The 22694-nt window shown below is 70.9% G+C and carries 17 protein-coding genes and 1 tRNA gene; 3 read left to right on the top strand and 15 right to left on the bottom strand.

Annotated elements, in window-relative coordinates; translation table 11 throughout:
* Positions 1-4: 4 nt before the first annotated feature.
* The 4 genes from OG510_RS22500 to OG510_RS22515 form a co-directional block, all read right to left on the bottom strand.
* Entirely contained in the window at positions 5-487 is a 483-nt protein-coding gene (locus OG510_RS22500) for a poly-gamma-glutamate biosynthesis protein PgsC/CapC (protein WP_073738471.1), read from the bottom strand.
* Positions 484-2031 (bottom strand): poly-gamma-glutamate synthase PgsB, encoded by a 1548-nt coding sequence (gene pgsB / locus OG510_RS22505; protein ID WP_406139092.1) that lies wholly within the window; start codon positions 2029-2031, stop codon positions 484-486. The genes OG510_RS22500 and pgsB overlap by 4 nt, the downstream gene beginning before the upstream one ends.
* Before the next feature lie 6 nt (positions 2032-2037).
* Positions 2038-4368 (bottom strand): HAMP domain-containing protein, encoded by a 2331-nt coding sequence (locus OG510_RS22510; protein ID WP_406139093.1) that lies wholly within the window; start codon positions 4366-4368, stop codon positions 2038-2040.
* Between the two features lie 377 nt (positions 4369-4745).
* On the bottom strand, positions 4746-5975 hold the full coding sequence (locus tag OG510_RS22515) for a CapA family protein (protein ID WP_406139095.1): 1230 nt from the start codon (positions 5973-5975) through the stop codon (positions 4746-4748).
* Positions 5976-6046: 71 nt separating this feature from the next.
* Here OG510_RS22515 and OG510_RS22520 point away from each other — a divergent pair, with 71 nt between their 5' ends.
* Complete coding sequence (locus OG510_RS22520; RefSeq protein WP_406139096.1) at positions 6047-7036, top strand: hypothetical protein; 990 nt, start codon at positions 6047-6049, stop codon at positions 7034-7036.
* Between the two features lie 179 nt (positions 7037-7215).
* Positions 7216-8607, top strand: a complete 1392-nt coding sequence (locus tag OG510_RS22525) for an MATE family efflux transporter (protein ID WP_406139098.1) — start codon at positions 7216-7218, stop codon at positions 8605-8607.
* A 457-nt stretch (positions 8608-9064) separates the two neighbouring features.
* On the opposite strand, the gene OG510_RS22530 is transcribed toward OG510_RS22525, so the two are convergent.
* The 7 genes from OG510_RS22530 to OG510_RS22560 all read right to left on the bottom strand — a co-directional run bounded on the left by OG510_RS22530 (position 9065) and on the right by OG510_RS22560 (position 15957).
* A tRNA-Arg gene (locus tag OG510_RS22530) sits at positions 9065-9137 on the bottom strand.
* 34 nt (positions 9138-9171) lie between these two features.
* Positions 9172-10641 (bottom strand): MFS transporter, encoded by a 1470-nt coding sequence (locus OG510_RS22535; protein ID WP_406139099.1) that lies wholly within the window; start codon positions 10639-10641, stop codon positions 9172-9174.
* 165 nt (positions 10642-10806) lie between these two features.
* Positions 10807-11931: an acyl-CoA dehydrogenase family protein gene (locus OG510_RS22540; protein WP_406139100.1), complete on the bottom strand. Its 1125-nt coding sequence runs from the start codon at positions 11929-11931 to the stop codon at positions 10807-10809.
* 1 nt (position 11932) lies between these two features.
* Complete coding sequence (locus OG510_RS22545) at positions 11933-12820, bottom strand: enoyl-CoA hydratase/isomerase family protein (RefSeq protein WP_406139101.1); 888 nt, start codon at positions 12818-12820, stop codon at positions 11933-11935.
* On the bottom strand, positions 12817-13770 hold the full coding sequence (locus OG510_RS22550; RefSeq protein ID WP_406139102.1) for an acyl-CoA dehydrogenase family protein: 954 nt from the start codon (positions 13768-13770) through the stop codon (positions 12817-12819). The genes OG510_RS22545 and OG510_RS22550 overlap by 4 nt, the downstream gene beginning before the upstream one ends.
* Positions 13767-14741 carry an acyl-CoA dehydrogenase family protein gene (locus OG510_RS22555; RefSeq protein WP_406139103.1) on the bottom strand — a complete coding sequence of 325 codons (975 nt, stop codon included), beginning with the start codon at positions 14739-14741 and terminating at the stop codon, positions 13767-13769. The genes OG510_RS22550 and OG510_RS22555 overlap by 4 nt, the downstream gene beginning before the upstream one ends.
* A gap of 73 nt (positions 14742-14814) precedes the next feature.
* Entirely contained in the window at positions 14815-15957 is a 1143-nt protein-coding gene (locus tag OG510_RS22560; RefSeq protein ID WP_406139104.1) for an acyl-CoA dehydrogenase family protein, read from the bottom strand.
* Between the two features lie 374 nt (positions 15958-16331).
* On the opposite strand from OG510_RS22560, the gene OG510_RS22565 reads away from it, so the two are divergent.
* The gene (locus OG510_RS22565) at positions 16332-17927 is read left to right on the top strand and encodes a class I adenylate-forming enzyme family protein (RefSeq protein WP_406139106.1); all 1596 of its coding nucleotides are present in this window, start codon (positions 16332-16334) and stop codon (positions 17925-17927) included.
* Between the two features lie 57 nt (positions 17928-17984).
* On the opposite strand, the gene OG510_RS22570 is transcribed toward OG510_RS22565, so the two are convergent.
* The 4 genes from OG510_RS22570 to OG510_RS22585 form a co-directional block, all read right to left on the bottom strand.
* The gene (locus tag OG510_RS22570; RefSeq protein WP_406139107.1) at positions 17985-19103 is read right to left on the bottom strand and encodes an SMP-30/gluconolactonase/LRE family protein; all 1119 of its coding nucleotides are present in this window, start codon (positions 19101-19103) and stop codon (positions 17985-17987) included.
* 24 nt (positions 19104-19127) lie between these two features.
* Positions 19128-20717, bottom strand: coding sequence for an AMP-binding protein (locus OG510_RS22575; RefSeq protein WP_406139108.1), 1590 nt, complete (start codon positions 20715-20717; stop codon positions 19128-19130).
* Between the two features lie 22 nt (positions 20718-20739).
* Positions 20740-21666 carry a cyclase family protein gene (locus tag OG510_RS22580; protein WP_406139109.1) on the bottom strand — a complete coding sequence of 309 codons (927 nt, stop codon included), beginning with the start codon at positions 21664-21666 and terminating at the stop codon, positions 20740-20742.
* 197 nt (positions 21667-21863) lie between these two features.
* Positions 21864-22607, bottom strand: coding sequence for a FadR/GntR family transcriptional regulator (locus OG510_RS22585; RefSeq protein WP_406139111.1), 744 nt, complete (start codon positions 22605-22607; stop codon positions 21864-21866).
* Positions 22608-22694 lie beyond the last annotated feature (87 nt).

Here is a 22694-nt window from a genome sequence, read left to right on the forward strand (position 1 = left end):
CACCTCAGGCAGACGGGAGGGCGCCGAGCAGGATGCCGGCGGTCAGGACGACATAGGCGAGGAGCGAGACGGAGCCGGTGGCCAGCAGCGTCGCCCCCTTGGGCTGGCGGACCAGCTGGTAGGCGATGAGGCCGGGCACGATGAAGCCGAGTGTCTGGTTGGCGTACATCAGCGGGAACTCCACCTGGAGCACGATCATCACCGTCGCCTGGAGGATCACCCCGGTCAGCACCACGGCGGAGAACAGCCGCTTGCCGTAGAGGATGACGACCTTCTGGAGCAGCAGCACCGAGACGTACGTGAGGACGGTGACGCCGACGACCATCGCGGCGCGCTGCAGATCCTCCACGAGGGTCAGCGCGAGCCAGCCGGGCGTGATCATGCCGCCGGGCGAGAGGTTGGTCGTCAGATAGCAGACCAGGGAGAACATCAGGCCGAGCGCGATACCGATGGCGGCGATCTCGGGCGTCAGGACGGTGGGGATCAACGGGGGTCTCCTGCGCTGTTCTGCCGGCTCTGCTGGTACGGGTCGTGCGGGGCGTGCGGATCATGCGGATCGTGTGGGGCATGGGAGTCGTGCGGGTCGTGCGGAGCATGCGGGTCCTGCGGCGGGTGGGCCTGGTCCGGATAGACGGCGGGCTCGAACATGCCGCGCGGCCGGGGTTGTTGCTCGGCCTGCTCGTACGACTGGTGGTGCGGCTGGTAGCGGCTCTCGTACGCCTCCGGGTAGGCGGCGTACGGGTCGAGATGCGGCCGGTACTGCTGAAGCCCCAGCGTCTCGTCGTGCCGCGGATGGTGCGGGTGCTGCGGACCGCGCTCCTCCGGTACGGCGGGCTCCGTGTCCGGGGTCTCGTCGGGCGGGAGCTCGGCGAGGTGCTCCAGGAGCAGTTCGCCCTGGCCGTGGATGTTGCCGATGGCGATGAGCGAGGAGTCGGGGCCGAGCTGCCCGAGCAGCGCGCCCATGAACTCGTCCGGGTCGCGCCGGTCGCCGCCGAGGTCCACCGCGCGGTCGCGCCACTCGGCGGGTATCGCGTCGATGGCGCTCTTCGCGGGGTGCCCGATGACGAAGACCTTCTCCGGCCGGAGATCGGGGATGATCTCGCCCATCTGGCCGTTGCGCTCGACCCGGTCGGGCCGGCAGTTGATCACGACGTGCAGCGGGCGGTGCACGGCGCCCAGGTCGAGCAGCTGGTTGACGTTCATCAGCGTCGACTCGGGGTCGTTGGCCGCGAAGACATTGGCGAACCTGAGCTTCTTGCCGTCGGGCGTCAGATACCGCTCGACCGACAGGACACCCGGGTCCGGCGGCGCGTCGTACATCCCCTTGAGCGCCGTCTCCCGCTCCACGCCGAGGAGTTCGGCGACCTTCAGCGCGATGGCGACGTTCTCCTTGAACGTGAACCAGCTGAATCCGCGCAGCTCCTCGTCGCTGACCGTCTCCGGATCGGCGTAGACCAGCTCGCAGTTCCGGGCGTCGGCCTCCTCCTGGAGGATCGCGAACCGGTCGACCTCGGCGGTGACACAGATCCCGTCCTCGGGCATCGAGCGGCAGAGCGAACGCGCCACGTCGTCCAGGGTCGGGCCCATCTCGGCCAGATGGTCCTCGCGTACGTTGCAGAGCACGCCGATCGTGGAGCGGATCAGCTTGGACTGGTTGATCTCCTGGAGCGCGGGCATCACCGCCATGCACTCGATCACCAGCGCCTGCGGTTCGTAGGAGGCGGCGCGGCGCACGATGCCGATCTGCTCGACCACATTGGCCAGGCCGAACTTCCGGTAGACCGGCTCCTCAGTGGCGTCGGGGTGGATGAACCGGGCGGCGGTACCGGTGGTCTTCGCGACGGTCACCAGATCCCCGCCGCGCAGCGCGCCCGCGCAGAGCCGGGTGATGGAGGACTTGCCGCGGATGCCGTTCACCAGGACCCGGGACGGAATCCGCTCCAGGTTGATGAAGTGGCGGCGCTGCTCGACGATCCCCGCGACCAGCAGGATCGCGCAGCAGACCACCAGCACGGTGTAGAGGAACAGCACGTCCGGTCAGGTCCTTTCGGCGTGGGGTGCGGTGGTGGTCTGTGCGTGGGGCGCGGCCGCGGCGGGCGCGGTGTCGCGCTTGGACTGTGCCGGGAGCTGCTGGCGTACGAGCTCCAGGGAGCGGGTGACGGCGCCGACCTCGTCGTGGTGGCGCGGGTACAGGACGGTGCGGCGGTCCCCGTCGGCGAGCGCCTCGGCCTGGTCGGCGAGTGCCCGCAGCGGGCGTACGACGACGATGTGTAGCCAGCCGAGGCAGGCGGCGACGGCGGCCATCCCGAGCAGCCCGCCGAGCACCGTGAGGTTCTGTCTGCGGTACTCGGGGATGGCCAGGGAGCGGGCGGGCTGCTGGCTGACCACGGTCCAGCCGAGGGTCTTCGCCGCTCCGCCGCCGGCGAAGGGCGCGGCCGCAGCGATCTGCACCGAGCCGCCGTCGCGGTAGAGGATGCCGCTGGGGTGCGCGCTCGTACCGGTCTTCTGGTTGGTGCCGGTGACGAGGGCCCTGAGGCGTTCGCCCGGCAGCCGGTGGAAGGCCCGGTAGCCGGTGTTGCCCGCGATGACCCGTTGGCCGGAGTCGACCACCCGGACCTCACCGAGTCCGGGCCGCTTGAGCAGCGCGTTCAGGAACTCGATGTGGAACTCGCCGATGACCGTGGAGCCGCTGCGGCCGGGAATCCCGGCGTACCCGACGATGAGCGGCTTCTTGCCCGAGTGGTTGAGCACCCGGATCAGATGGCCCGCCTTGGCGCGGCTCACCGGCTGGTGCGGGGTGTCGCCGGCGTGCGCGACGACCTTCCCCGATGCGTCCACGACGTACAGCGACTGGTAGCGGTCGTGCTCCAGGCGGGTGCGTTCCAGGACGGTGTGCATATCGGCGGGCGAGGTGTCGCTGCCGATCAGCGTGGCCACCGAAAGGAGGTCGGCCTGGCCCTCGTTGAGCGCCCGGCGCACCCGGTCGGTGAGGGTGTCGGTGCGCTCGCGCTGGTCGTTGACGAGCTGCTGCGGTACGACGGCGGTGTCATCGGCGCGGTTGAGGAGCAGCAGCATCGGCGCGCACCAGACGAGCAGCAGCGCGCCGCAGATCAGGAGGAGACCGCGGCTGCCGAAACCGCCGATGCGCGCGAATCTGCGGGGCCGCGGGGGAGCGGTGGCGTCCGCCGGTTCGCCGAGCAGCTGGCGGCGCAGCCGCTCCAGCGCGCGGCCGATCCTGGCGGCCTCACCGTACGAGGGGGAGCTGACCGGGCGGGTCAGGTCGCCGCGGGTCAGCCTGCGGCTCTCCAGGAAGAGCCGGATCAGGGGCCGCTGGACGGTGCCGAGCAGCAGCGCGACGGCGAGGGCCCCGATGACGACCAGGGCGCCGGCCGCGGTCAGGCCGAAGAGCGGTCCTGCGACGGCGGTGGGGTTCTCGGATACCGGGACCATGGCGACGACGCTGAGGCCGAGACCGGTGGCGATGGTCGGCTCACCGGGCTGCGGCCCGGCGAGCGAGGCGTATCCGGCGACGCTGCGGTCGCCCGTGTGGACGTCGCCCACCAGGCTTCCGCTGACACCGGGGAAACCACCGGAGCCCGGCTCCCTGGCCGATATGGGGTTACGGCGTACCTTGACCGCCGCCGTCCTGGCGAAGCTCTTGAGCTGCTTGTCGGCGCGTTTGGCGTCGGCGCGCTGGGTGGCGGTCCGCACCTGCTCGGGCTCGGGGATGCCGTCGCTGGAGAGGATCTCCGCCGCGGTGTCGATGACGGCGATGGAGCGGAACTGGCCCAGGCTGATGCCGGGGAAGCGCAGATTGCTGGAGGCGACCAGGAGTTGCTGCGGGGCGCCGGGCCACGACAGCACGGCGAAGGAGAGCAGCCGGGTCTCGCCGTTGGCGAGCCGGACCATGCGGGGGCTGAGGCCGTCCTTGGCGCTGAGCTTGGCCGTGTCGACGGCGGTGAGGGGGACGTTCTCGCCGCGGGCGGCCAGGAGTTTGCCGGACGAGATCTGGACGACGGCGGTGCCCGTCCACTTCTGGTAGACGCTGCTGACCTTGTCGAGCACGGCGTCGGGTGACGCGGGCGCCCCGGCGTTGAAGAGGCTCGCGGTCCTGGCCAGGTCGGTGAAGCTCTCGTCGATCGAGGCGCGCAGCGCGATGGCGCCGTCCTCGGCGAACTGCTGCTGCGAGGTCAGCACCGCTTCGGGGACCGGGTCCTGCACCGTACGCCCGAGGTTGAGTGCCGTGATCCCGGCCAGGGAGAGCAGCAGGACCGAGAGGACCGCGATGGGCGGTCGTATGCCACCCAGCAGCGACATGTCGGCCCGGCGGCGGACCTTGTGTCGCCGCTTCGCAGGCGTGGCGGCCATGGGCATTCCCTTTCCTGGGACTTCGGGGGACTTCGGTGAGCGGGGCGGGGCGGGGCGTGAGCGGGGCGGCGGGTGAGCGGGACAGGGCGTGAGCGGGTGATCGGGACAGCGGGTGAGCGGGACAGCGCGTGAGCGGGACGGTGCTTGATCGTCGGAACGCCGTCGCGAAAATGCATGACACGTTCGAATTGGGAACGGTTGTAAGGAAAATGTCAGGTGTGACTCAGGCCACGTGGCCGGTTCACGCCGCCCGCCGCGCGCCCGCCGTGGTGGTCGGCCCGGCGGCCGTACGGGGGCTGCTCCCCGGTCACCGGGTCGCCTCCCGTGCGACCCCGCACGTTCACCGGACGGCCGCTGCCGCCAGGCCCCGCCGCAGGTCAGCCGGGCAGTCTCTCCAGTGGCTCCAGCCCGTCCTGCGCGGCACCGCGGTTGAGCATCGTGCCCTCGGTGCGCTCGAACGCCAGCTGGTAGCGGGCCTTCTCCTCGGCGGTCAGCTTCCCGCCGTCGCGCAGGGCCGCCGCCACATCGATGAGCCGGTGGTCCTGCACCGCGTCGGCGGCCGGCGGGTTCGCGGCGTCGGACGCCGGCGGGATGGAGACGAGCGTCGGCACGTAACGGGCCCTGACCTCCCAGCTGCCGCCCCGCTTGTGGAAGTCGAACCAGCCGATGATGCCCTCCTCGGTCAGCCCGGACGGCACCTCGTGCCGGGCGACCTGATTGCCGAGCCCGTACGCGATCCAGGTGCCGTCGACCTTCTCCATCGGCTGGACGACATGGGCGTGATGTCCGATGACCAGGTTGATCCCGGTCTCCCGGGCGATCCGGCGGGCAAGGCCGATCTGCCCCGAACTCGGCTCGGGGTGGTGCTCGCGGCCCCAGTGGATGCTGAGGATGACCACATCGGCGCCGGCTGCGCGGGCCCGCTGCTCGGCCTTCTTGATCCGGTCGAACGCCGTCCGGTTGGCCAGCCAGGGCTTGTCCGCGGGGACCTCGCGCCCGTTGAACCCGAAGGCGTACGAGATCTGCGCGACCTTGACGCCCTTCACGTCCATGATCAGCGGCTTGTCGGCCTCGGCGCTGCTGCGTGCCGAACCGGTGTGCTTCAGCCCGGCCTTGTCGAGTGCGTCCAGCGTGCGCTTCACGCCGGCCGCGCCGTGGTCGAGGGTGTGGTTCGAGGCGGTCGAGCAGGTGTCGTACCCGATCTTCTTGACCGCGGTGGTGATCTGCGGGGGTACCAGGAAGTCGGGGAAGCTGCGGAACGGGCCGTTGGGCTTGCCCACCACCGGTTCGAAGTGGCAGATCGCCAGATCCGCCCGGGAGATGACCGGCTGCACCCCGGCCATCAGCCGGTAGAAGTCGAGCCCCTGCTTGCCTTCGGCCTTGGCGTCCTTGCGGGCCTGGTCGATGAGCGGCGGGTGGATGAGGATGTCGCCGGCCGCGGCCACCGTGAACGACGGGCCGTCGCCCTTGCCCGATCTCCCCTTGCCGGACGTGCCCGACGCGTCCGGCCCGCCGCCGTTCAGGAGCGAACACCCGACCGCGGCCAGCGCGAGGAGAGCGGTCGCTGCGGCGCGAGATGTGAAGGGAACATAAGTGCGTCGGGTCACCCGTGTATTTTTACTCGAATATGACGACTCCTTGGGCCGGTAGGACAGTGATCTTGGCGATATCGCTGGTCATGGCAGTGGTAGTGGTGGCTGTGGTTCTCATCACGTCAAGTGGAGGGAACGACTCCGCAAAATCGAGGCCGCCGCGTGCGCAGCCGCGCGAGCGTGTCGACCTCGCCGCGCGGATCGACGACTTCACCCGGCAGACGATCCGCCGCAGCGCCTTCCGCCCGCCCTCCGCCCTGGAGCGCCGCACGGTCGCCGACGGCGTCGGCCTGTATCTGGACGGCCGCCGCGCGGAGGCCGGAAAGCGCCTGGCCGAGGTCGACTTCGGCGTCACCACGTACACCGACACGGCCACCGGCCGCCCCTTCGCCGAGATCGCGGACCGGGCCAGGGAGGTCACCCGGGGGTGGGGGCGGGTGTACGTGGACCTGCCGCAGGACCGGCCGGCCGGGGCCCCGGGCGACCCGGCGCGGCCGGTGGTGACGTGGTCCGCGCAGATCCCGCACCCGGTCGCCGACGCCGACAGCGAGAAGCTGGGGGTGGGGGCCTGGCGCGCCACGCCCGGCGGGGTGCTGGTCATGGCGGGCACCAACCGCAGGGCGGGCGAGAACGGCGCGGCGGACGTGGCCCACCGCCGCGACACCGTCTTCCACGCGGTCTGCGCCGAACTGATCGCCCACCGCCTGCCGGGCATCCAGCTGCACGGCTTCGCCAACTCCACCGAGCCCGACTACGACGTGATCGTCTCCACCGGCCGGGGGGACCACGGCCGCGCCTGGGGCGAAGGGCTGGCGGCAGCGCTGTCCCGCCAGGATTTCGCCGTCTGCCGTGTCTGGGTGCGCCGCTGCTCGCTCGAAGGCCGCACGAACGTCCAGGGCCGGGCCGCGGACGACGATGAACTCCCCTTCCTGCATGTGGAGTTCAGCCGCCGGATACGGGAGTCGCCGGAGCGGATCGCCCGTGCGGTGGAGGCGATCAAGGAGGCGGCGGGGCTCGCGGGCGGGAGCGGTGGCGGGCAGAGCGCGGATGCATCCCTGAGTCCCGCGCGTCTCTGAGCGGTACGGCGGCACAGCAAAGCGGCACAGCGGTACGGCGGCACAGCGGTACGGCGGCACAGCGGTACGGCGGCACAGCGGTACGGCGGCACAGCAACACGGCGATACAGAGGCACCAGGAGCCGGATTTCCGCTGTCCGCCCGCGCCAGGGGTGGCAGGAGTGGCAGGATCCCCGTATGTGAGCAACGACCGCAGCGCGTTCACGGCCATCGCCAGGACGGCGGCCCCGCTCTACGCGACCACCCTTGCCGCGTCGGCGGGTTCGCTCGTCGACACCGTACTGCTGGGGCGGCACGCGACCGCCTCGCTGGCCGCGTTCGCCGTGGCCGTCGCGGTCTTCGGGCCCGCCACCGCCACCGTGGCGGGTGCCCTGCGCGGGGTGATGCCGTTCATCACCCCGCACCGTGAGTCCCCGGACGAACTGCTGCCGTTGGTACGGAGCGGGATGTGGCTGGCGTTCGCGGTGGGCGGGGTGTGTGCGGCGGTGGTCGCCGCGGTGCCGTACATCGGCGGGCTCTGGGGTGTGCAGCCCGCCGTACTCCACCAACTGGGGCCGCTGCCCTGGCTGCTGGCGGGCAGTGTGCTGCTGATCGCCGTGGGCGGATCGGCGACATCGGTCCTGGTCGCGCTGGGCCACTCCGCCCAGGTGATGCGTTCCGGTCTCATCGGCACCGCGGTATCCGTCACCCTGTCGGTCCTGCTGGTCGGCGGCCCCGGCCCGCTCCCGAGCCGGGGGCTGACCGGTGCGGGCGTGGCCATGCTCGCCGCGAGCTCGATCAGCACCGGGCTGAACCAACTCGCCCTGCGCAGACGGACGGTGCTGGCCGGACGGCCGCTGTGGCCCGGACGCCCCGAACCGCGGCGGGTGCTGGGGCTGGCGGCGGTGGGCATCCCGCTCGGTGGCACGGTCCTGGTGAAGTTCTCGGTACTGGGCGTCCTGACGTTCGCCGCGGCGCGGATCAGTACGGACGCGGCGGCCGTGCACGGCGTCGCGGAGTCGCTGGTGAACGTCATCTTCACCGCGGCGGTCGCGGTCGGCCAGTCCACGGTCCCGCTGATCGCCGAGCACGCGGCCCGGGGCGACGTGCGGAGGATCCGCCGCAGTGTGGGGGCGGGCGTCCGGGTGGCCCTGAGCGCGGTCACGGTGCTCGGAGCGGCGCTGCTGGCCCTGCGTACCCCGGTGGTCGGCCTGTTCACCACGGACGCCTCGCTCGCCCACCAGGTGGTACGGCTGCTGCCGCTGGTCCTCGCGGTGGTGGTCGCGGACGCGCTGCAGGCGGTGGCGGGCTTCGCCCTGGTCGGCCTCAGACGGGCGGGCCCGAGCCTGGTGTCGACGGTGGTGTGGTTCGGGGTGCTCGCCGCACTGGCGGTCCCGGTCGCCGACGCCTACGGCCTCACGGGCCTGTGGGCCGCGCTGGCCTGCGCCAACCTGCTGCAGGCCGGCACGAAGACGTACTCGTTCCTGCGGCACAGCGCACGCCTGAGCCCGAGCGGGAGAGGACCCTCCGTACCCCGTACGGGTGGCAGCAGCGAGTCCGCAGGACGCACGACGGCGCAGGGGCAAGGCTGAGGGGATGGCCGAGGAGAGACCCCCATGGTGCTGAGACCACCGCAATGCCCCCACTGCCGCGAACCGCGCCCCCTGTGGAAGGACACCAGCACCACTGTCCCGAAACTGCCGGACCGGTGGCGCTGGTACTGCACGGGCTGCAGACAGGTGTGGGAGCCCACCGACGACCACAAGCTGAGGTACCGGGGTACGTCCGCGGCTCCGGGCATCCCGGCCCGGGCCAGGTAACGGCATCCACATCCGGTCGGAGCCGGACACGACGCACCCTTCAAGGCCAACGCGCGGCCTGTCCGGGCAAGTTGGGCCTTGACGGTGAGCCGCTCTCCTCTTCGACACCGCCGGAGGCGGGCGACCGGCGACCGGCGCCCTGGACCCCGATTCCCCGCCCGCACAGCGAAACGCCCCCTCGAAGGGCTCTCCGAGAGGGCGAAACATGCTGTGACCTGCGTAAACGCTGTGCCCCCGGCAGGATTCGAACCTGCGACACCCGCTTTAGGAGAGCGGTGCTCTATCCCCTGAGCTACGAAGGCGGGGCTTGTAGACCCACAACAGCGTACCGGATCTCTATGCGGTGACGCCCGGACCCTCGGGCAGGTCCTCGGGCAGGTCCTCGGGAAGGGCTCCAGCCGGCTCCTCGGACAGGTCCCGGCCGCGGGTTTCCGCCGTGCGCCAGACGGCGAGCGCCGTGATCAGTCCGCAGACCATGGCCAGCGTGGCGAGCGGGGTGCTGGAGATGTCGCCCGAAGCCGACAGGCGGCTGCTCGCGTAGAGCGGGACGAAGCCGCCGCCGATCAGTGCGGCCAGCTGGTAGCCCATCGACGCTCCCGTGTAGCGCACCCGGGTGCCGAACATTTCCGACAACAGGGGGCCCAGCGGGGCGTACATCGCGTTCTGGACCACCTGTCCCAGCACCATGCCGAGAATCAGCAGCGTCACGGACCCCGTATTGATCAGGGCGTAGATCGGGAAGGCGAGCAGCACGATCCCCGCCGCGCCTCCCAGCGAGACCGCCCGGCGGCCGAGGCGGTCCGAGAGTGCGGAGAAGCCCGGTATGGCCACCAGGCCGGTGAGCGACGTGGCCGTGAGGCCGGTCATCACGTCGGACGTCTCGTACCCGACGGCCTTGGCGTAGGTGAGCATGAAGGTGCCGATCAGGGCGGTCAGCGCGAAGGGGCCGATGCCGACCGCGCACGCCAGGACCAGGACACGTGGTGCGCGCAGCACCTGGGCCAGCGGGATACGGGGTGGCTCCGCCCCCGTTCGCTCCTCCCGGGCCCGCGCCGCCTGCTGGAACAGCGGGCTCTCCGTGATGCTGACGCGCACATACAGGCCGACGCCCAGCAGCAGCCCGCTGAACAGGAACGGGATCCGCCAGCCCCATGCCTCGAACCGGTCCTGGGGAAGAAGCGTGATCGCGGTGACCGCGAGGCTGGACAGCAGGAAGCCGATCGGTGACCCCATCTGCATCACGCCGTTCCACAGGCCGCGGCGCCGTGCGTCGGCGTGTTCGACGACCATCAGCGTGGCGCCGCCCCACTCACCTCCGATGGCGATGCCCTGGACGATGCGGAACAGGATCAGCAGGACGGGGGCCGCGACGCCGATGGTCGCGTACGTGGGCAGCAGCCCGATCAGACAGCTCGCCGCGCCCATGAGGACCATCGTCACGATGAGTACGGTCTTGCGTCCGAGCCGGTCGCCGAAGTGGCCGAAGACCGCGCCGCCCACGGGCCGTGCGACATAGCCGGCGGCCAGCGTCCCGAACGCGGCGATCGTGCCGACCGTGGGATTCGACTCGGGGAAGAACAAGCGGCCGAAGACCAGGGCGGTCATCGTGCCGTACAGCAGGAAGTCGTAGTACTCGATGACCGTGCCGAGCAGGCTCGACAGCGCAACCTTGCGCAGCAGGGCGGGATCCGGCGCCGTGGGTGGTGGGTTCCCGGGGTTCCTGGGGTTCCCGGGCCCCTCGGGATTCCCGGGTCCTCCCGGTCTCTCCGGGCTTGGCGGGGACGACGCGGAGGGTGCAGCGGGCATGACTGACTCCCTTGAGCGTGCGGCATATGAGCGTGCGGCATACGGCATGGTGAGCGTTGCTGTTACCCAGTTGCTGTTACGCGGGTGCTGTCGGTGAGCTGCCGTGGGTGGGCAATGAGGCGGCGCGACGGCCCTCAGTCCTCAGCCCCTCAGCCCCCTCACCCCTCAGCCTTTGCTGTCGAGGCCGAACGCCTGGCGTGCGATGAGTCCGCGCATCATTTCCGACGTTCCGCCGCCGACCGTTTCCAGGATCGCCTGGCGCCACATGAACTCGACGTCACTGTCCTTGACCAGCGCCTCGCTCGACCCGAACTCCATGGCCGAACGCGCGATCTCCTGGGCGAGCCGGGTACCGGCCAGTTTGTGGTACGCCGCCGGGACCGCCGACGGCTCGCCGCTGATGATCTCGCCCAGCAGCGCCAGGGCCAGCGCCTCCACCTCGGCGACCCGCACGGCGAGTTCGGACAGCCGTCGGCGGACGACGGGATCGTGGCTCAGGCCCGACTTCTCCAGCCAGGAGACGAGGTCCTGGAGGTCCCGTCGCAGCCGCTTCGGCGGGAACTGGACGTGCCGTTCCACCGCGAGCGCGGACGCGACCACCTGCCACCCGGCGTTCTCGTCGCCGACACGGTTCCCGGCCGGGACCCGCACCCCGTCGAACCGGACCTCGTTCAGGCGCCCGCCGTCATGCGTGGGGATCGGGGAGACCGAGACACTGGGGTGGTCCAGCGGCACGATCAGGACGCTGAGCCCGCGCGACCTGCTGTCCTGGGCCCCGGTCCGGCAGAGCAGCCAGATGCAGTCGGCCCAGTGGGCGTTGGACGTCCAGCACTTGGCGCCGTCGATCACGTACTCGTCGCCGGCCCGGGTCGCCCGGGTCCGTACCGCCGCCAGATCCGAGCCGGCATCCGGCTCCGAGTAGCCGAGCGCGAAGTTGAGCTGCCCGAGCCGGAGGCCGGGAAGGAGCCGTTCGCACTGCTCGGCCGTCCCGTGGGCCATGAGCGCCTTGGCGACGAGGCCCGGACCCATCGGCGGCCTGGCGACCCGCGCGTAGGCCATCTCGTCCCAGAGGATGAACTCGTACGCGGGTGACAGGCCCCCGCCACCGAACTCCACCGGCCAGGACAGCGACAGCCAGCCACGCTCCCCGAGCGCCCGGTAGACCTTCCGTACGCCGTCCCCGGTGTTCTCCCCGCGGTGGAAGTAGCCGTTCAGGCCCTGGTGTCCGGCCAGGAAGTCGAGCACCTCGCCGCGGAACGCCTCCTCGGCGGGCGTGAATCCGAAGTCCATGTCACTCGTCCTTGCCGGCCGCGGTGGTCCACTTCGGTTCGCGCCCCTCGCTGAACGCCCTGGGTCCCTCCTTCGAGTCGGGGTGTGCCCAGTGCATCCGCAGGAGCGCCCATCCGTACTCGCACGCCTGGGTGTACGACATGTCCAGCGAGCCCCAGATCGCCTGCTGAGACAGGGACACCGCGGCGGGTGAGTTCTTGGCGATGCACCGGGCCATCTCCTCCGCCGTGTCCATGAGCCGGTCGTGGGCGACCAGTTCGTCCACAAGGCCCAGCTGGTACGCGCGCTCCGCGGGCATCCGGTAGCCCTTGCCCATCAGCGTCATCCGCAGCGCCGAGCCCAACGGCAGGCGCTTGGCGAGTCCGATGTTCTCCATCGCCCCCACCAGGCCGACATTGACGTGGGTGTCCATGAAGCTCGCCCGCTCCGACGCGACCACGATGTCGGCGTCGACCACGAAGTGCAGACCGGCCCCGGCCGCCAGGCCGTTGACCGCGCAGATGACCGGTTTCCAGACCCGGTTCTGCCGCGGCGACCAGAAGACCTCGTCGGTCAGGGGGCCTGTGCCGGTGCTCATGCCGCCCCGGCCCGCCACGACGTTCACGTCCGCGCCGGTGCACAGGTGCCGGTCGCCGGTGCCGGTGACGATGGCCGCACGGATCCACGGATCGTCCCGTACCTCGCTCCAGACGGCCTTCATCTGCGGCATCATCGTTCCGGTCAGGGAGTTTCCCTTGTGCGGCCGGTTGAGCGTGATGTACGCGATGTGTTCACGCTTCTCGAAGAGCACCTCGGGCTCCACCGGGCCCGCCCCCTCCGCGCCGTCCGCCGTGTCCGCCCCGTCCGCCGCGTCCGCGCCGTCCGCCCCGTGCTGCTGGTCCTGTGTCATTCCCGACCACTCTCCGAATACATCGCCAGTACCTGTTCGCCAGTGTGGTTCGCGTGCGACGGCAACAGGGAGAGTTGCCTGATGCGCTGCGCGATGTGGCCGATCGGCCCTTCCACGGAGTAGCCCATGGCCCCGTGCGTCTGATGGGAGACGAAAGCCGCGTCCATCGCGGCTCTCGCCGCGGACAGCCGGGCGGCGCCGGTCAGCGCGGACCCCTGGGGGTGCCGCTGGTCGACCGCTTTCGCCGCGACCTTGATGAGCTGCCGCGCGGCTTCGAGCCCGAGGCCCGCGTCCGCGATCGGATGGGCTACGGCCTGGAAGGTGCCGATGGCACGGCCGAACTGGACCCGGGTGCGTGCGTGCTCGACGGCCGCGTCCAGTACGCGCTGTCCCGCGCCCCACAGATACCCCGCGAGTGCCATGTCCGCGAGGTCTGTTCCCGCCCGGACACGTTCCAGCGGGAGTACGCGCTCCAGCGGAACCCGCCCCCACGGTTCGTTGCCCAGCGTCTCCAGTGCGGTCGGCCCACCGGCGGGGCGCGCGAGCCAGGCCGCTTCGCCGTCCGTACCGCTCTCGATGAACACCTCGGCGAGCGGCGCCCACGGCATCAGCGGGGGACGGCCCCACGACACCAGACTCGCGCCGGACACGACGGCGGACGTGTACACGGACGGCAGCGTATGCGCGGCGAAGACCGTCGCCGCCAGCGGTCCGGGGGCGAAGGCCCGACCCAACTCCATGGACGCTGCGGCGATTTCGCCCGCGCCGCCCTCCTCGCCGGGCACCGCGAGCGACAGCACGCCCAGCTCGGCCAGCCCCTGCCAGAAGGACCAGGGGAACGCCCCGGAGCCCGCCCGCTGGACGTCTTCGGTGCACCTGGCCGCGCAGTAGCTCCGGACCGACCCGGCGAGCGCTTCCTGATCCGGGGTGAACGCGACGGGTTCACTCATGCCGCCATGACCTCCCAGCGCGAGGTCACCACGGCTCGCCGGTGCGCGCGCAGCCCGCCGAGTTCGGCCCTGAGCGCCTGCAGCCGGAGGGTCCAGAGGTGCAGATCGTGTTCCCGGGTCAGCCCGACCGCACCCGTGATCTGATGCGTCTCCCGCGTCAGGCGCCGCAGTGCGGTCATCGTGTGCGCGGCCGCGACCGCCGACGACTCCGCGGTGGCGCCGAGGAACGCCGCCTCGTAGGTGAGCCAGCGCGCGCCTTCGACGAGCACGCTCAACTCGGCCAGGCGGTGCTGCAACGCCTGGAACGAACCGAGGGCCCGCCCGAACACCGTGCGGTCCTTCGCGTACTCGACGGTGAGGTCGAACGCCCGCTGCATCATGCCGAGAGCCTCGGCGCACACCCCGACCCGCCACCAGTTGATCATGGTCTGCGAGGTCCCGGGAGCGAGGTCACGGGCGCGGAGCGGCACCACCCGGGCCAGCGGAAAGCCGTACGCCGACGGAACCGGCTCCGCGTCGTCCGGGCTCAACTCCGCCGCGACGCACCGGTCCGCGGGCTCACCGGCGCGCCCATCGGCGGACCGGTCGGCGCCCGCCGTGAGGATGTGCCGGGCCTCGCCGCCGTACCGTACGGGCGCCGGGCCGCCGCTGCCCGACGGGCCGGCCAGGACGACCGGCCCCTCGGGCACCGGCAGTCCGAGCGCGGGCAGTACGAGCAGGTGCGGCACCGGGGTGACCGCACCGAGCTCCGCGCCGATCTGCTCGACCGCCAGCGTGGCCTCCAGCGGCCCCGCGCCGGCCTCGCCGAACAGGTCGAGGAAACCCGCCGCGCGCAGCTCGGACTCCAGCGCGTGGTCGTACGCCCCGCGCGCGGCCAGCTCGCGGCAGCGCCCGGTCCCGGCGTGCCGGTTCAACAGGGTGGCCAGTGCGTCCAGCAGCGCCCGCTGCGTATCCGATCGTTCGAAATCCACGTCGCTTCCTCGTCTGTCGCTTGCCTGTTGCTTGTCTGCCGCTCGTCTCTGTCGCTCGTCTGTTCCTTCGGCTCTATTCCTTCGGCAGCTTCAGGATCAGGCGGCTGATCAGGTTGAGCTGGACTTCGTAGCTGCCGGCGGCGATACCGGCGCCGAGCGAGTTACGGAACTGCGCGTCGCCCGTCGACTGCTCGACCAGGGCCTCGGTTCCCATGACATCGAGCGCGAGATCCCCGACCGCACGCTCGGCCTGCACCATCGCCGCACGGGCCTGATAGGCCATGGGCGAGGGCTCCTTCGCCTTGGCCCGCTCGTCGATGACCCGGTAGACCAGGACACGGGCGGCCTCGCAGAGCGCTCTCGCGTCACCGAACTGCTCCTGTACGCCCGGATCCGTGAGCAGACCGGCCGCCCGGCACCAGTCGGCGAGCCCGTCGAGCACCAGGGCCGCCCGCGCATAGCGCGGGGCGCCGACCCGCTCGTAGGCGAGGGTCCTGCGGACGATGTCCCAGCCCTTGTTCTCCTCGCCGAGCAGGCAGTTCCCGGGAACCCTGACGTCGGTGAGGAACAGCTCGTTGAAGGAGTGGTCCCCCACGAAGCCGTCGATCCGCCTGACTTCGACGCCCGGCGTCCTCAGCGGCAGCAGGAACACGGAGATCCCGTCCCGCCCGTCCGCCACGGAACCGGTGCGTGCGAGGAGGAAGCAGTAGTCGGCCCGGTTCGCGTACGAGGTCCAGATCTTCTGGCCGTTGAGGACGTAGTCGTCACCGTCGCGGACCGCGCGGGTCCGCAGGGCCGCGAGGTCGGTGCCGGCCTCCGGCTCGGAGAAGCCCTGGCACCAGAAGACATCGCCCCGGGTGATCGGCGGCAGGAGCGTCCTCTTCTGTTCTTCGGTGCCGTACTTGATGAGGGCGGGGCCGACCCAGTTCACGTTCATGTACTGCGGACCGCGGGGCTCTCCCCGCTTCCACATCTCCTCGCCGAGCACGAAGTGCTGCCAGGCGCCCTGGCCGCCACCGCCGTACTCGCGCGGCCAGTGCGGTGTGAGCCACCCCTTGGCCGCCAGGGTGCGTACGAAGTCCTTCGAGAAGTCGGTGTACACCGCGCTGCCGAGACCACGCTCGGAGCGGTCCCATCCGTCGGCGAGTTCGCGGTCCAGAAAGCCGACGAGGTCGCTACGAAACGCCGTGTCCGCGTCACTCAAAGCGAACTCCATCAGTCCCTCCCCGTGGTGCGGTCGTGCGCCATCCGCGACACCGTGCGGGCGGGCGCATCCAGCGCGTCCCGCGGTGCCACGTCGGTCGCTCCCATCGGAGGAGTGAGGCGCTCTGATGAAAAGAGTACACTTTATTGGGTCGTCGACAAGGGGTCGCGCATCTCCGGGGGAGTCGCGCATCTCCGGGGGAGGGGATGAGGGAGATGGTGGAGCCTCTTGGTCGGATCCTCGGTGGGTGCCGGTCAATCAAAACCGAGAAGGGAGTACTCAATTGGCGTTTCGGCCGATAGCCTGCAGCGAACTCCTCGCGCTGACTGCGCCGGCTGACGACCACCGGCTGACGACCACTGGCTGACGACCAAGGGAGCACCTTCGTGGGTCACGAACTGACACTGCCGAACTGGCTGCGCGCGATCGGCTCAGGACCGCACGGGGCTCATCGACGAGCCCTGCGGGACGACTCGGGCGAACTGACCTTCGCCGAGCTGGCCGATGCGATGGACGCCGTCGCCGTGGGGCTGCTGCGCTCCGGGCTGCGGACCGGTGACCGGGTCGTGACGGCCATGGAGCCGTCGATTCCGCACACGGTGGTCATCCTCGGCGCGCTGGCCGCGGGTCTGGTGGCCGCCCCGCTCAACGGCCGCCTGACCGGTCCTGAAGCGCGCGCCTACCTCGCCACGCTCGACCCCGCTGTCGTGATCGCGGACCCGGCCCACGCGCCGCTCGCCCAGGAGACGGGCTGCCGGGTCGTCGAGCTGACCGCGGCGGGCGAGCGCAGGCCCGTGGCCGACCGTACGGCCCCACTGGCCGGTCCCAGCCACAGCCACAGCCACAGCCACGGCCACAGTCACAGCCACGGCGGGACCCTCATACCCCCGGCGGAGGACGCCCCCGCCATCATCTTCGCCACCGGCGGCACGACCGGAACGCCGAAGGGCGTACTCCACACCCAGCGCAGCCTGTGGCTCTGGCTGAACACCTGCGCGCACGGGAACCCGCGCACACCCGCCGACATCGAGCTGTTCTTCTCGCCGTTCTTCCACATCACCCTGGGCACGAACCTGCTGGCTCCGCTGCTCGCTGGCGGAGAGGTGTGGATCCAGCGCCGGTTCGACGCGGGCTCCGTACTCGCCGCGATCGACCGCGGCGCCGGCCGTCTCATGGGCGCGCCCACGATGTTCAGCGCGCTCCGCGCCCACCCCGACTTCGCCACGACCCGCCGCGAGAACGTCACCGCGATCCGCTTCGGGTCCGCTCCGTCCACCGACGACTTCGTACGCGGTCTGCTGCGCGACTTCCCGAACGCCAGGATCCGTGCCGGATTCGGCGCCACCGAGTTCGGCTCGGTCATGGGATTCGACCACGAGGACCTGCTGGCAGGCCGGTTCACCGGTGTGGGCCGGCCGCTCCCCGGCGCGACCGTACGGATCCTCGGCGAGGACGGCCGCGAGGTCCCCGCGGGTGTCGTCGGCGATCTCGTGGTCGCCTGCCCCTGGCAGGGGCACGGGTACTACGGGCTGCCGGAGGAGACCGCGGAGACGTTCCGGGCCGACGGTGTGCACATCGGCGACCGCGCCTCACGGACGGAGGACGGCTGGGTGTTCATCGCCGGCCGCCGGAAAGAGGTCATCATCAGCGGGGGTGAGAACGTCTACCCGCGCGAGGTGGAGGAAGTGATCCTCCGTCACCCGCACGTCGCCGACGTGGTGGTGTACGGGCTGCCCGACGGGCACTGGGGGGAGCGGGTCGAAGCGGGCATCGTCGCCGTCCGGGACAGGGCGGTCGCTCTGGAGGAGCTGCGCGGCTTCTGCCGGGCCGACCTGGCGGGGTACAAGATCCCCAAGAAACTGCGGCTGCTCGACGCGATCCCGCTCACCGCGAACAACAAGCCCGACCGCCGGAGGGTGCGCGCCGATGCCCTGGCCGAAGCCACGGGCACCGGCGCGACCGGGAGTGCGGACAGGTCCTAGGGACCGGTCAGGCCCGAGGGGGGGCAGGCGGCCCCCCCCAGGGCCGCCGGTCCCGCCTCAGCGGCCGGCCGGCTGCGGGAGGCCCGGCGCGAGGGCGTGGAACGTGTAGAGGTAGCCGCCGTTGTCGCCGCCGACCGTGATGTACCCGTGGGTCGAGCCCGGCTTGATCACCAGGTTGCTGACGAGGGGCTCCGGCTGGGGCTGCTGCGGGATGACGATCGTGGCGAGCAGGTCTCCGGACGGGTTCCATACGAGGATCTTCCCGGCGCCGAGCACCACCTGGTACACGTTGCCGGCGGAGTCGACGGAGTTGGAGTCGAAGCCGCCGCCACCGACGTTGGCGGACATCCCCACACCGCCTCCGGTGATGCTCTTGCCGTCGGGCGCGAGGGTGAAGTGGTCCTCGCGGCCGAGGTTGTACTCGCTCACCCACAAGGCGGAGAAGTCCGGCGTGAACGAGATGCCGTTGGGGCCTGACAGGCCCTTCTGCAGGACGACCGGGTGGGCGCCGCGGGCGTCGAGACGTACCACCCGGCCGTCCGGTTTCTCCAGCGAGCCGTGGTAGTCGGTGATGTACATGTCGCCCGCCTTGTTGAAGGCGATGTCGTCGGGCACCAGCACCCGGCCGTCCACGGGCCCGGAGAAGACGGTGGTGAAGCCGGTGCCGTCCGGGTCGAGCCGGTCGATCTTCCCGTTGTCGTAGTCGGTGACGTAGATCTTCCCGTCGGCCGGGCTGAACTGCAGTGAGGAGAAGCGGCTGGTGGCATCGGTGTGGAGAGAGATGACTTTCTTCGTCCGCGGGTCGTACCGGAGGATCTTGGGGTGTCCGGCCGGAGCGGTGAAGTCGACGAAGTACAGCCGGCCGTCGGGCCCGAGGGCGGGACCCTCCAGCACGGTCGCGTGCCCCCAGCTCGACGGCGGGTCCAGCGGTGCCACCCGGGCTGCCCGGGTGGCCCTGATGACGCGCGGCGTGGGCGTACCCGGCTCTCCGCCCTGCTCTCCGCCCTGGGCCTGGGCCTGGGCCTGGGCGTGGGCTTGGGCGGCCCGGGCCTGGGCGGCCGGGGCGGCACTCCCGGCGTCGGTCGTCGTCGCGGCGGTGGCGGCCGCCGGACCGCCGACCGCCAGGGCCACCACGAAGGCGGCCGCGAGCGCGAAGGATCTCCTGGTCTTGAGCATGATTCGGCCTTCCTCAGGCGCAGGTCACTGACAAGGGGACTGATCGGCCGCGAAGTACGCGGCGTGCGCGGCCTGTTCGCGCAACAGGTTCTTCTGGATCTTTCCGGTCGATGTCCTGGGCAGCTCGCGGAAGACCACCTGGCGCGGTGCCTTGAACCCCGCGATCCTGGCCCGTACGAAGGTGCCCAGCTCTGCCGCCGTGACCGACGCACCGGCCCTGAGCGTGACGTACGCGATCGGAACCTCGCCCCATTTGGGGTGCGGGGCACCGACAACCGCGGCCTCGAGGACCGCCGGATGCTGGGTGAGCGCGCTCTCCACCTCGACGCAGGTGATGTTCTCCCCGCCGGAGATGATGACGTCCTTGGCCCGGTCCCGCAGCTCGACATAGCCGTCCGGGTGCAGCACGCCCAGGTCGCCGGAGCGGAACCAGCCGTCGGCGGTCGTCGCGGCCGCGGTCGCCGCCTCGTCGCGGTAGTAGCCGAGCATCACGTCATTGCCGCGCAGCAGGATCTCGCCGAGCGTGTCGCCGTCGGCCGGCACGTCGTCCCCCTGGGAATCGACGACCCGCAGCGGTTCGGCGACGATGTTCGCGATGCCCTGCCGCGCCATCAGCGGTGTGCGCTGTTCGGCGGGCAGATCCTGCCACTCGGGCTGCCAGTCGCACACGACGGCCGGGCCGAACGTCTCGGTGAGCCCGTAGAGATGACGGATCCCGATGCCCAGCTCGCCCATCCTGGCGAGCAGCGCGGGCCACGGCGGCGCGCCCCCGACGAACACCTGGACCGGGTGGGGGGCCGGTGCTGCCGCCGCGGGGTCGTCGGCCAGCATGGCCAGCACCGTGGGGGCCGCACAGAAGTGGGTGACGCCGCTCCCGCGGATGGCGTCCCAGATGTCCGGCGGGCTCACCTTGCGGAGGCAGTGGTGCACCGCCCCGGCCGCGGTCACCGCCCACGGGAAGCACCAGCCGTTGGTGTGGAACATCGGCAGCGTCCACAGATAGCGCGATGACGTGTCCAGCTTGGCGTGGTACGCCATCGCCAGCGCCTGGAGATACGCACCGCGGTGGTGGTACATCACCCCCTTCGGCCGGCCGGTCGTCCCGCTGGTGTAGTTGATCGACAGCAGGGATCTCTCGTCGGTCACCGGCACCGCCTGCGGGGTGGCGGCGGCCAGCAGGGACTCGTACGCGTCCTGCGGCTGCCCCGAGTTGATCACCGTCGGCCGGGTCGCGCCGAGCTTCAGTGCCTCGGTCAGCAGGTCGCGGCACATGTCATCCACGATGACCAGCCCGGCAGCGCTGTGGTCGAGGATGTAGGCGATCTCGGCGGGCGCCAGCCTGGTGTTGAGTGCCACGAGGACACCGCCGGCCAGCGGCACTCCGTAGTGCGCCTCCAGCAGGACGTGGGTGTTGGGGGCCAGCACCGCGACCCGGTCACCCGGCCGCACCCCGTGCCCGGCCAGCACACCGGCCAGCGCCCCGGCCCGTTGCCAGAGCTCGGCGTAGGAGTACCGCAGATCGCCGTCGACGACCGCGAGGCGGTCGGCGAACACCTTGGCGGCGCGCGCGGCGAACGCCACCGGGGTCAGCTCGGAGAAGACCATGCCGTGCATCTCGACGCTCCTCCCCGCCCGGTCACGCCACGGCGATCGGCCGGAGCGGCGACCCGGTGCCGCCGCGGATGGTCAGCGGCAGGCCCACGAAGAGGAAACTGGAGACCGAACCGGCTGCCAGACCCTCGCAGTTGACCCACTCCATGATGTGGATGCCCTGCTCCTGGAGCAGATACAGGTGCACCGGGAGCTGATTCCCCGGCACCGTCGACGGCCGTACCTCGAAGGACATGGTGTCCGCGCCCACATAGCGGGCGCCCTGCGACACGAGCCACTGCGCCCCGTCCAGCGCCACGCCGCTGCCGTTGCTGTGCTTGCGGATCAGATCGATGTCGGGCCAGTACTTCATCTGGCCCGTCCGCACCAGCACGATGTCGCCCTCCTGGACCGTCACTTCGGCCGCTTCCGCCGCCTGCCGCAGATGCTGCTCGCCGATCGCGAAGTGCGGTGGCAGGACGTCGAGGCCGAGGGCTCCGGGGACGTCGAGCAGGACGCCCCTTCCGATGATGGGAGCCAGCTCCGACGCGTCGCCGCTCTCGGCGCCGTAGTCGCCCAGCGCGTCGTTCGCGGACACACCGCCGTGCCATTCGTCGTTCTCGCCGCAGGTGATGTGGCAGAGCGCGTCGATATGGGTGCCGGTGTGCAGACTTCCCGACATCAGCTCGGACACGTAGCCGAACTGGACCTTGTTCTCATCGGGGTTGTCGAAGGGGAAGCGCCGAGACGTCCGCTGGCCGTGCGGCGAGCTGTAGGTGAGGATCTCGAAACGCGGGTAGCCGTCAAAGGTGGGCATGTGCCGCCACCAGCCCGATGACAGGTCGTACACAGTGCCCCAGGCGGGGATGCCGAGATTGCGGAGAAGGTCGTCCGCGCCGTGGTCCGTACTGTGGTCTGCGGCGTGGTCCGCGCCGTCGTCCGCGCTGTGGTGCGGCCGGGTCTGCGAGTTCATGGGAACGTCCCTTTCGCGAGTCGCTGGAGACCACGGCACGAACCGTGCTCGGTGGATCTCGTACTGCTCAGCCTGCTCAGCAATATTTGAGTGCACTCATTGCCTGATGGCAAGGTCTGGGGCAGCAGTAGTTCAGACGTGAACCTGATGCCGACGGCAAAGAGTGCACTTTTTGACGGGCGGGCTGTGCTGTGTGCTTACGACTCGTTCTTCAGCAGCTCGGCCACGGCCTGCAGATGGCGCCGCATCCGGTGCTGGGCGAGCGGGGCGTCGCCGGCCACGATCGCCGCGACCATCGCCCGGTGCGCCTGGTGGGACTCGGCGGCGGCGCCGCGGTTCTCCGCGGCCGGCTGATCGCCGGACTCCCATTCGTCCTGCACCATGTCCTGGTCGAGCTGGGCCAGCACCTCGACGAAGAGGGTGATCGCCGGATTGCCTGCCAGTTCGGCGATCACGCGGTGCAGATTGCGCGCGTGCCCGAGCGTCACGCCCTGTTCGATCAGCTCCTGCTCGGTGTCGAGCGCGTCTGTCAGGCGGTCGATCCCCGACTCCGTCAGCTTCTCGATCGCGGTGGTGACACCCGCGAGTTCGAGGGCCATCCGCGCCTCGAACAGCTGGCGCCGGCTGACGGCCGCGTGCCGGAGATAGACGCGCGCGGCATCGCGGACGATGCCCGGATCCGGCTCGGTGACGACGAGGCCACCGCCAGGTCCGCGCCGCATGCGCGCCATCTGGTGATGCTCGATGAGCCGTACGGCTTCGCGGAATACGGCGCGGCTCACGCCGTAGCGTTCGATCAGCTCCCGCTCGGAACCGAGGACCGAGCCGGTGCGCCAGCCCTCCTTGACGATGTCCTTCTCGATCAGCGCCGCCACGGTCTCGGCGAGTCGCTGACTCCCCCGTCCGGCAGGTGCGGCGTCACTCTTCGCGTCGCTTGTCATGGACGAGATCTGTCCTGTCTGGGAACCGTCGCCGTGGCAACGCCGTTAGTGCATAGAGAGCACTCTTCCGGCGACCCAGCATATCCG

Source organism: Streptomyces sp. NBC_01089, assembly GCF_045162975.1.
Lineage (GTDB): Bacteria > Actinomycetota > Actinomycetes > Streptomycetales > Streptomycetaceae > Streptomyces.

Excerpts from the sequence above, each read along its gene's own strand:
- OG510_RS22510 (WP_406139093.1), bottom strand. The coding sequence starts at position 4,368 with ATGGCCGCCACGCCTGCGAAGCGGCGACACAAGGTCCGCCGCCGGGCC.
- OG510_RS22520 (WP_406139096.1), top strand. The coding sequence starts at position 6,047 with ATGGCAGTGGTAGTGGTGGCTGTGGTTCTCATCACGTCAAGTGGAGGG.
- OG510_RS22535 (WP_406139099.1), bottom strand. The coding sequence starts at position 10,641 with ATGCCCGCTGCACCCTCCGCGTCGTCCCCGCCAAGCCCGGAGAGACCG.
- OG510_RS22540 (WP_406139100.1), bottom strand. The coding sequence starts at position 11,931 with ATGGACTTCGGATTCACGCCCGCCGAGGAGGCGTTCCGCGGCGAGGTG.
- OG510_RS22545 (WP_406139101.1), bottom strand. The coding sequence starts at position 12,820 with ATGACACAGGACCAGCAGCACGGGGCGGACGGCGCGGACGCGGCGGAC.
- OG510_RS22550 (WP_406139102.1), bottom strand. The coding sequence starts at position 13,770 with ATGAGTGAACCCGTCGCGTTCACCCCGGATCAGGAAGCGCTCGCCGGG.
- OG510_RS22560 (WP_406139104.1), bottom strand. The coding sequence starts at position 15,957 with ATGGAGTTCGCTTTGAGTGACGCGGACACGGCGTTTCGTAGCGACCTC.
- OG510_RS22570 (WP_406139107.1), bottom strand. The coding sequence starts at position 19,103 with ATGCTCAAGACCAGGAGATCCTTCGCGCTCGCGGCCGCCTTCGTGGTG.
- OG510_RS22575 (WP_406139108.1), bottom strand. The coding sequence starts at position 20,717 with ATGCACGGCATGGTCTTCTCCGAGCTGACCCCGGTGGCGTTCGCCGCG.
- OG510_RS22580 (WP_406139109.1), bottom strand. The coding sequence starts at position 21,666 with ATGAACTCGCAGACCCGGCCGCACCACAGCGCGGACGACGGCGCGGAC.
- OG510_RS22585 (WP_406139111.1), bottom strand. The coding sequence starts at position 22,607 with ATGACAAGCGACGCGAAGAGTGACGCCGCACCTGCCGGACGGGGGAGT.